This window comes from Novosphingobium sp. FKTRR1 (assembly GCF_020404405.1).
Taxonomy (GTDB): Bacteria; Pseudomonadota; Alphaproteobacteria; order Sphingomonadales; family Sphingomonadaceae; genus Novosphingobium.
On record NZ_JAIZDA010000065.1, the window covers coordinates 1 to 8,420 of the forward strand.

General features: G+C 62.1%; 7 protein-coding genes, 1 tRNA gene and 1 pseudogene. 6 read left to right on the forward strand and 3 right to left on the reverse strand.

The genetic code is table 11. From position 1 onward, the window contains the following. Positions 1-106: pseudogene (locus LDN95_RS22510) on the forward strand (IS5/IS1182 family transposase); the annotation flags it as partial. Here the strand turns inward: LDN95_RS22510 and LDN95_RS22515 are convergent. Further along, positions 95-559, reverse strand: coding sequence for a DUF3644 domain-containing protein (locus LDN95_RS22515; RefSeq protein WP_226019751.1), 465 nt, complete (start codon positions 557-559; stop codon positions 95-97). The pseudogene LDN95_RS22510 and the gene LDN95_RS22515 sit on opposite strands and share 12 nt — an antisense overlap. Before the next feature lie 1,004 nt (positions 560-1,563). Beyond that, positions 1,564-2,031: an Lrp/AsnC family transcriptional regulator gene (locus LDN95_RS22520; RefSeq protein WP_226019752.1), complete on the reverse strand. Its 468-nt coding sequence runs from the start codon at positions 2,029-2,031 to the stop codon at positions 1,564-1,566. 303 nt (positions 2,032-2,334) lie between these two features. Between LDN95_RS22520 and LDN95_RS22525 the strand changes: the two genes are divergently transcribed. The 5 genes from LDN95_RS22525 (at position 2,335) to LDN95_RS22545 (ending at position 7,479) form a co-directional block, all read left to right on the forward strand. Next, positions 2,335-4,083 carry a sensor histidine kinase KdpD gene (locus LDN95_RS22525; protein WP_226019753.1) on the forward strand — a complete coding sequence of 583 codons (1,749 nt, stop codon included), beginning with the start codon at positions 2,335-2,337 and terminating at the stop codon, positions 4,081-4,083. A 76-nt stretch (positions 4,084-4,159) separates the two neighbouring features. Then, on the forward strand, positions 4,160-5,161 hold the full coding sequence (locus LDN95_RS22530) for a polysaccharide deacetylase family protein (protein ID WP_226019757.1): 1,002 nt from the start codon (positions 4,160-4,162) through the stop codon (positions 5,159-5,161). An 87-nt stretch (positions 5,162-5,248) separates the two neighbouring features. Further along, positions 5,249-5,324 (forward strand) — tRNA-Ile (locus tag LDN95_RS22535). A 97-nt stretch (positions 5,325-5,421) separates the two neighbouring features. After that, positions 5,422-7,152: a site-specific integrase gene (locus LDN95_RS22540; RefSeq protein WP_226019754.1), complete on the forward strand. Its 1,731-nt coding sequence runs from the start codon at positions 5,422-5,424 to the stop codon at positions 7,150-7,152. Between the two features lie 78 nt (positions 7,153-7,230). Beyond that, positions 7,231-7,479, forward strand: coding sequence for a hypothetical protein (locus LDN95_RS22545; protein WP_226019755.1), 249 nt, complete (start codon positions 7,231-7,233; stop codon positions 7,477-7,479). Positions 7,480-7,495: 16 nt separating this feature from the next. Here LDN95_RS22545 and LDN95_RS22550 read toward each other — a convergent pair whose 3' ends face one another. After that, positions 7,496-8,395: a PmeII family type II restriction endonuclease gene (locus LDN95_RS22550; RefSeq protein WP_226019756.1), complete on the reverse strand. Its 900-nt coding sequence runs from the start codon at positions 8,393-8,395 to the stop codon at positions 7,496-7,498. Between the last annotated feature and the right edge of the window lie 25 nt (positions 8,396-8,420).

Genomic DNA, 8,420 nt, shown 5'->3' on the forward strand with positions numbered 1-8,420 from the left:
CCTCGCCAAAGACTGGGAACGCTCCATCGAGAGCTCGACCGCGTGGGCGAATATCGCTTCTATCCGGATGCTAACCCGCAGAATTGCGCGACTTTCAGCCGCATGACAGACTTTTGAATCGGGCTCTGAAGCCGTCCTTGTTAATGAGCGGCACGCCCTTGGATTCGTAATATTGATGCAGAAGATATGTCCACGCGACATTCGCCAACATCGAGAACACGCCTGCCTTAAACGCAATTCGAGGTGTGTTGAACAATCCGACTGCCAAGATCATCGCTTCGCGAGCCCGGACGAGACGCTCATTGTCGATGGGGCAAAGCCCCGTCACATGGTCGAAGAGAAGTTTCTTGTGTCGAAAGGTCTCGACTTGCTGTTTTGTCGCAGGTTTTATCGCGTTGTCAGTCTTGACGCCAGATATTCGCCCAAAATTGATAGACGCTGCCCGCCCGGTATTGATGAGGGCCTGCACGTCCTGATTCCGCCACCCATCGATAATCAATGCCTTGATTACAGATTTTTCCAGTAGCGTAAGTGCTGTCTTGGACTGCTTCTTCGCCATTCCAAAGGTTCCATCCCTTGCCCATAGAGAACATAGTAATGGAAATTACAGTGGGAATTAAAGTGGAACTTTACTAAATCTCCAAATAAACTCATGGCCCAGCATATTTCGCCTTCCCCGGATCGTCCAGCCGGACATGCTGCACCACGTTAAGCAGCGTGGCACAGGCAGGCGGCGGACCTTTTTCGAGGACGGCGACTGCGCGCTAGAATTACGGTGCGAATTACGGTGACACTTTACTGAATACCCAAATGGCCCCGGCCCCTCCGCGCAGGGTTATCGCATAGGGTTGGCTTGCCCATTTACCGTCACTTCGGACTTGATCCGGGGTGACGGAGGTTGGGGTCTGGCGGATAGGCAATTGCGGTGAGACCGGAGGAGAGGTCCGTGCGGGCAAGCCTGGCACCTCCCCCGCCCCAACGTCACCCTTGACAAAACGAACCATATGGGTTATATGCCCCGCCGTGACGGGAGCTGGGGCGTGAGCGCTTCGCCTTTGCGACCCGGCGCGCGGTCGGCGCTTTCCCCAGGACGGAGGCGTCCGCATTCGCGGCACGAACGGCGGGGCCTGTTACCCTCGCCGTGGGATCGGGCCCCAAGCCCGCAAGGTAGTCCGGCAAGAGCGCGAGCCCGCCCCGGTGCCTGCGTGCCCGTCAGGGTCGAGCGAATTTGGTCCCTCTACGCGCCACTTTCGCCATTCGCACAAACCCGCGTCGAGAACCCAAACCAGCGCCGACCGCACCCGTCCGCGCCTTCCCCACCTGCCAGCGGCGTTAACCGGATTCGCCACCCGGCCCAGACCCGTGCGCGAATTCCGCGCGCGGTTTTTTTGCGTCCGGAAAGGCCGGTTACCCCCACCCAACCCTCCCCCGAGCGGGGGAGGGCTTTTTTGTGGGCGGAGGGCAGGCGCGCGAACTGCTCCCCTCCCCGGTGGGGAGGGGTTGGGGGTGGGGGTTCGGCGTTTCAGGAATGGCGCTGAGGCAAAAAGCCGGGTCTGCGCCCGCTCAATCCTCCAGCGGGACGCCGGGGAGTTGCTTGGCGGTGCGGATGGTCAGGCTGGTCTTGACGCTGGCCACGTTGGGCGCGGGCGTCAGCTTGCTGGTGAGGAATTCCTGAAAGCTTTGCAGATCGCGGCTGACGATCTTGAGGATGAAGTCGATCTCACCGTTCAGCATGTGGCATTCGCGCACTTCGGGCAGCAGCCGCATGTGATCTTCGAACTGGCGCAGCGCCTCTTCGGCCTGACTTTTCAGGCTGACCAGCGCGAACACGGTGATGGCAAAGCCCAGCTTCGATGCGTCAAGCTCGGCATGGTAGCCCTTGATCACGCCGCCTTCCTCAAGCGCGCGGACACGGCGCAAACAGGGCGGCGCGGTCAGACCGACGCGTTGCGCCAGTTCCACATTGGTGACGCGGCCTTCATCCTGCAATTCGGCCAGCAGCCGACGGTCGATCGAATCCAAAGTAGCCATGACCTTCGCTTGCAATCCCGATCCTCAACCACCTGGCCGGAACCTTGTCCATCAGCCGCGCACATGGTCCGAAAGGCCTTGCGCCGCGCCCTTGGCATCTTTCCTTACCGGATTTACCGGCCAGAGATAATTTTATTGTCTCATATCGCAATCGTCCCACAATGCAACGCAATCAAGGACGCTCTTTGCGCCTTCACCCGATTTGTTAGTGTAGTCCCCTGTACCGGTTGGCAAAGAGCCTGTACCCCGAAAGCGCCCTGGCCCAAACGCCGGTCCGGGCCGTAATGACGTTGCGGAGAATGCATGATCGTTGATGACCGCCTGCAAACCGTGCTGCGCAATGCCGCAGGCACCGGCGCGGGCGCATCCACGCATTTCCGGCAACTGGCCGACCTGCTTGGCCGCACCCCGACCGCCAATTGGACGGCGCAGCACGGCGCGGGGCTGGCCCGGCTTGACCAGTTGCATCAGGCCCTGGGCGACGAAGTTGGCGCCGCGCTGTTGCGCTCGTGCGCGCTGCGCTCGCCCCTGCTGGTCGATCACTTTGCCCGCAAGGGGCCGCGCACCGCGCTGGCCGCCATCGCCGGGGCGCGGCTGGCCGAGGCCGAATGGCTGGCGCTGATCCCCACGCTGCCGGTGCAGGCGCGCGGGTTCCTGCGCCATCGCCGCGATCTTGGCCCGGCGGTCGAGCGGCTGTTGACCAGACTGGGGGTCGATGACTTCGCCCTGCCCGAGCCGGATGGCTATGTGCCGGTCGCCGTGCCGGTGGTCGCGCCCATAAGCGTGGCCGCTGCGCCAGCGCCGGTCGCACCCCTGGCCATCCCGTTGCCCGCCGATGCCTTGGTGCAAGAGGTGGCGGCGCAAAGCCAGAAGGAAGGCATCGGCGCGATCGTCCGCCGGATCGAGGCGTTCCGCCGCACCCGCGAAAGCGTGGTCGCAACGCCTGCGCCGGCAAGCGAACACGGCCAGACCCGCCTGCCCTTTGGCGACGAGGCGCGGGCCGATGGCCTGCCCGATGTGGCCGCGATCGACATCCGCATCGATGCCGAAGGGATGATCGTGTCGGCATCTGGCGGGTTCGGGCCGATGCTGGTCGGCCACCGCCCGTTCACCGCCGACGCCGATGCCCCGGCCTTTTGCGACGCGGCCACCGCGCGCGCGGCGCATGGCCACTTGCCGGTCGAACGCGGGCTGGTGACGCTGGAGGGGGCAGAGGCGATTGCCGGGCCCTGGCGCATCGACGCCGCGCCGATCTTCGGCCATCCGGGCGGCAGCTTCCTTGGCTATGGCGCGCGGCTGCGGCGGCCTCCGGTCGAACCGCTGAGCAGCGCCGGCACGCCGCCCGACGATGCCAGCGCCGACCGCCTGCGCCAGATCCTGCATGAACTGCGCACCCCGATCAACGCGATCCAGGGCTTTGCCGAGCTGATCCAGCAGCAGTTGTTCGGCCCTACCCCGCACCAGTATCGCAGCCTTGCCGCCTCGATCGCATCGGACGCGGCGCGGATGCTGGCGGGGTTTGAGGAAGTGGAGCGGCTGGTCGGGCTCGAAACCGGGCGGCTGACGTGCGAGGCCGGGGCCAGCGATCCGGGCGCGCTGTTACAGCGGCTGGTGGCGCAAGTCGAACCCGCCGTGCGCGGGCGTGAAGTGAAGTTGCGGTGCAGCGTGCCTGTCCATCCGGTCGCGGTGGGGGTTGCTCCGGCCGAGCTGGAACGCACGCTGTGGCGGATCGTCTCGGTGGTGAGCGCGGCCGCCGCGCCGGGCGAGCGGCTGTCGTTCACGCTGGCCGAACGGGCCGGTTACGCGCGGCTGACGGTGCCGCTGCCCTCGGCATTGGCGATGCGCGACGACGCCGCGCTGTTTGCGCCCGACACCGCCCGCACCGGCGCGGCGCCGGGCGCGGCGATGCTGGGCAATGGCTTCACCTTGCGGCTGGCGAGCGCCGAAGTGCGCGCGGCAGGCGGCAACATCGGGCGCAACGGGGCGCGGCTGTGGGTTGATCTCCCGCTCTTGACCGCTGCCCAGCCGCTCAATAGCGCAGTGGCCGAATAAGCAGAACAGGCGGCAAGTGACCACACCGGGCCAGCGCGCCCGGTACGCCGAAAAGACCGGGGGACTGACAGCGTACGTGACGAAGCCGAGCATCCTTGACTTGCCGCAGGAGTCGGACTTCGTACGGTTTTCCGCTGATTTCGGGCAACGGTTCATCGTGACGGTGGACACCGAGGAGGAGTTCGACTGGACCCAGCCGTTCGACCGCACCGGCCACTCGCTTGCGCATGTCCCGCGCCTCGCCAAGTTCCAGCAGTTCTGCGAAGGCTATGGCATCTGCCCGATCTATCTGGTCGATTTCCCGATCGTCAGCGATCCGCGCGCGGTCGAGGCGCTGGGCGATGCGGTGGCCCATGGCCGGGCCGAGATCGGCGTGCAGTTGCACCCGTGGGTCAGCCCGCCGCATGACGAAGACGTCAACGAGTTCAACAGCTTTGCCGGCAATCTGCCGCCCGAACTGGAGCGCGCCAAGTTCCGCCGCCTGCGCGACCAGATCGAACAGACATTCGGGCGGCCGCCGCTGATCTATCGCGCCGGGCGCTATGGCGTGGGAGCCGCGACCGCCGAGATCCTGTGCAGCGGATCGATCGCCATCGACACCTCGGTCCGCGCGCGGTTCGATTATTCGTCGAACGGCGGACCCAATTTCCGCGACCATCCGATCCATCCCTGGTGGATCGACCGGCGCAACGGGCTGATGGAACTGCCGCTGACCACGGTCTATCGCGGGTTGCTGCGGCGCTGGGGGGCGTGGCTCTATCCGGCGATGTGGCGGGTTCCACACCTGCGCGGGGCGCTGGCGCGCGCCGGACTGCTCGAACGCATCCCGCTGACCCCCGAAGGGGTGACCGCGCCCGAAGCGATCAAGGGTATCGCCGTGGCGATCAAGGAGCGGGTGCCGGTGCTGGTGTTCTCGTTCCACAGTCCGTCGCTGCGCCCCGGCCACACCCCCTATGTGCGCGATGCCGAAGGGCTGGACCGCATGTACGACTGGTGGCGCGCGGTCTTTGCGACGCTGGCCGAACGCGGCATCCGGCCGACCAACGTGGCCGGGATCATGGGCGGGGTCGAGTTCTGACGGCGCGGTGGCAACGCTGGCCGAACCGAGATCGTACGCAGCGGCTTGCCAAGCGCGGCCGCCGTCTTTAACCCCCTCTCGCACGGGGGGCCTGTAGCTCAGCGGTTAGAGCTGGCCGCTCATAACGGCTAGGTCGCGGGTTCGAATCCTGCCGGGCCCACCACCGCCTCCCAAACCCCAGCATTTCTCGGAAACTCCCGGAAGTGTTGGGGTTTCGTCAACCACTTGGTCCTAAGGTTGGTCCTAAATAGGGGCCAAACATGAGTGCATCCAAGCGGCGGGTCGAAGGCTATGACTACCTCTATCAGCGCGGACACAGCTACGAGGTGCGGCTTCAAGTGCCGCGCCCGCTCCGGCCTGCTGTCGGCAAAGGTGAGTTGAAAAGGTCGTTGGGCGGCGATTTTGCCAAAGTGCGGAAGACGTATCATCGCACTGTCGCCGATCTTGCCGCACTGATTGATGCAGCCCGGCCAGTGGAGGTTCAATCCGCTTTCGATGCGGATCGCTCCCATCCAGTTCCCTCGAAGAGCGACATCGACTTAGCTTGCCACGCCCATTTTCACCGCATGAAGAAAAACATGCGGGGCAAGGTTTCGTTGGCCGTCGGAAATGACCCGGCCAGCCGGAAAAGCCGTGCCGAAGGCTATCGTGAGATGATCGAGTTTCATCTGGATCGCCTCGATCACGGTGATTGGGGCGTAATGGGGCTAGATGCTGAATGGCTATGTGAGGAAAAGGGCTGGATCGTTCCCGAAGCCAGTGACGCCTTCCAGTATCTCTGCGAGATGCTGCTGCGGGCGCGTTTGCAGTGCTACCGCAAGGAACTTCGCACCCTCGAAGGCAAGATGGCACGCGACCCCGATGCCGACCCCATGTTCGGCCCTTCAGTTCCCAAAACCGACAACCGCCCTATGAAATTGGGCGATCTGGTCACCAAGTTTCGGGGCGCACGGGGCCTCGATTGGTCAACTTCGACCATCAAGAACTATGTCATCATCTTCCGGGTGATCGAGGAACTGTGTGGCAAGGACACACCGCTTGCGGACATCAACGAGGATTTTTGCATTGGCGTCCGCAAGCGCCTGCTTGACGTTCCTTCCAACTATCAGAAGCGCCCTGCCACACGCGGCAAAACGCTAGTGGAGGCGATGGATATCGCTGCCCGTGAAGGTTTGCCGAAGATCGGCCCGGCGACCGTCAACGGTCATTTGAACAAACTCGGCGCGATACTCCGCTACGGGCGCGATCAAGGTTGGATCGTCGGCAACCCCATGGCCAAAATTGAGGTCAAAGACCCCATCGCTGCCGAAGATAAACGCGACCCATTCAAGGTCCACCAACTCAACGCCATATTCGCCTGCGAACCGTGGGCCAGCGGGCCCGGTGCGGCGTTGGAGCGCCCTTCCCGCTATTGGGCACCGCTGATCTCCCTTTTTTCTGGCGCACGCCTTACCGAGATTTGTGGTCAGTTGGTAAGCGAGATGGTCGAAGAAGGCGGGGTGCGCCTTTTCGATTTTCGCCACCGCCCCGGCGAGCGTGACATGAAGAATGACAAAAGCCGTAAGGTGCCTGTCCACCCCGATCTGATCCGGCTTGGCTTTTGGGATTTTGTCAAAGAGGCTCGAAAGTCGGGGCGGAAGCTGCTCTTCTCGGATGCGTCGCGCAACCAGTTGGGCAATTGGGGTGATCCGACATCGAAATGGTTTGCCCGGCTGATAGACCGACTGGATTTGTCGGGCACGGCGTTGTGCTTTCACAGCTTCCGGCACACGTTCGAGGATGCGCTCAAGGAAGCGGACCTCCACAACACGCCTATCGGCAACGTCATCACAGGCCGAGTGACGCCGGGTGTTTCCGCAAACTACGGCTCCAAATACACTGTGACGAAGCTCGCGGCAGCCATGGGCACGGTTCGCTATCCCGAACTGGTTCTGCCTGCCGCGATGACCGAGAAGCCAAGCGATACAAGCCAAACGGCAGACAATGTTTGAATGATATGACGGAGGGTAGGAACCTTCCTTTTGTCCGGATGTCGCTGTAACAGTGACGAAGATGATCGGAGTTTGGCGATGCGTGTCATAGTGTTTGCCCAAGACCAAAGCGGGCGTCGCGACCACGGCCACTACACAAAGCCGGACTTGGCCTCGGCGCTCGACCTGTTCTTTTCCCCTGACGGGTCGAAGCTCTTTCTCGACGTGGACGGGGCCGACGAGATAACCCGAGAGGATGCAGAGGCGGCTTTCGTGATCGACCGGCAGGTCACCTTCTACAACGAGGACGGTGAGCAGACAGTCATATCGGCTGATCCCAGCCCTTGATGCCGTAGACTAAATGCTAGTCTTGAAACCCATCGCAAAAGTGGCGTGCCAAAAAAAGCAGCCATTCGATTTGGCTCTCCTGGACTATGGCGACGTTGAACCCGGCAGGAAGCCCGGACGTATCCAGAATTTCCGCAAGATCAGAAATTGCATATTGCGGAACATCGGTCCTCGGCGGAGCGACCACCACACAAGCCCTGATCAAAGCCAAACATACTTCGATCCATGCTGTTGCACCTCCCAAGTATGTCCACCAATCAATCCCTATCCGGACAGTTGCAGTTACATCAAGACCACCTCGTTGGTAACCAATGCTCCATTGCCCACTATGCGACGTATGGACAACTGCATCGGCAGGTAATACCTCCGCGATACTACGAAGAATATGCCAGTCTTTCTTGTTGGATAGCCGCTTTGTCCCGTAAAGGACGCCATAGGTAAAATCTACTTTTTGAGCCCCATGATTGGCCGCCCACGTAGGCACGTGGGTCGCAACATCACGTCCAATGTTTTGAGCCATTTCATCATTTAGGCAACGTGGGCCGCTTTTCAGCGTAACCCCTAGAAAATCCTGCGCGGTGCTCTTTCTGCCATCAAGAAGGCTTTCGATGCTGTGCATCTGGCTTGGCACCACTTCCCAACCGTAGACAGGCAGCACTACTTCTTCCACCATCCTGCCCGCAGAAGTTTCCATTGACGAAAACACCTTCGCGGGGATGATGTCGCCTTCAATCTCGGAAACACGGCTATAGCCCTGCTTCTTTGAGTAAAACATCAAAACGAATGGGCTGGTATTGAACTTCTGAAACTTGGCTGCGGATTCCGGCGATGCCGCCCACCCATTCCGATCTGATCGCGCCCACCGTTCCGATTTGATGCCGCCCGGGTGGGGAGCAGATCGCGGGCCGCTATTCACATGTGATTTTTCAGTCGGTCAAGTG

What these genes read in the sequence shown, in the direction of transcription:
- LDN95_RS22515 (WP_226019751.1), bottom strand. Translation starts at nt 559, where the DNA reads ATGGCGAAGAAGCAGTCCAAGACAGCACTTACGCTACTGGAAAAATCT.
- LDN95_RS22520 (WP_226019752.1), bottom strand. Translation starts at nt 2,031, where the DNA reads ATGGCTACTTTGGATTCGATCGACCGTCGGCTGCTGGCCGAATTGCAG.
- LDN95_RS22525 (WP_226019753.1), top strand. Translation starts at nt 2,335, where the DNA reads ATGATCGTTGATGACCGCCTGCAAACCGTGCTGCGCAATGCCGCAGGC.
- LDN95_RS22540 (WP_226019754.1), top strand. Translation starts at nt 5,422, where the DNA reads ATGAGTGCATCCAAGCGGCGGGTCGAAGGCTATGACTACCTCTATCAG.
- LDN95_RS22545 (WP_226019755.1), top strand. Translation starts at nt 7,231, where the DNA reads ATGCGTGTCATAGTGTTTGCCCAAGACCAAAGCGGGCGTCGCGACCAC.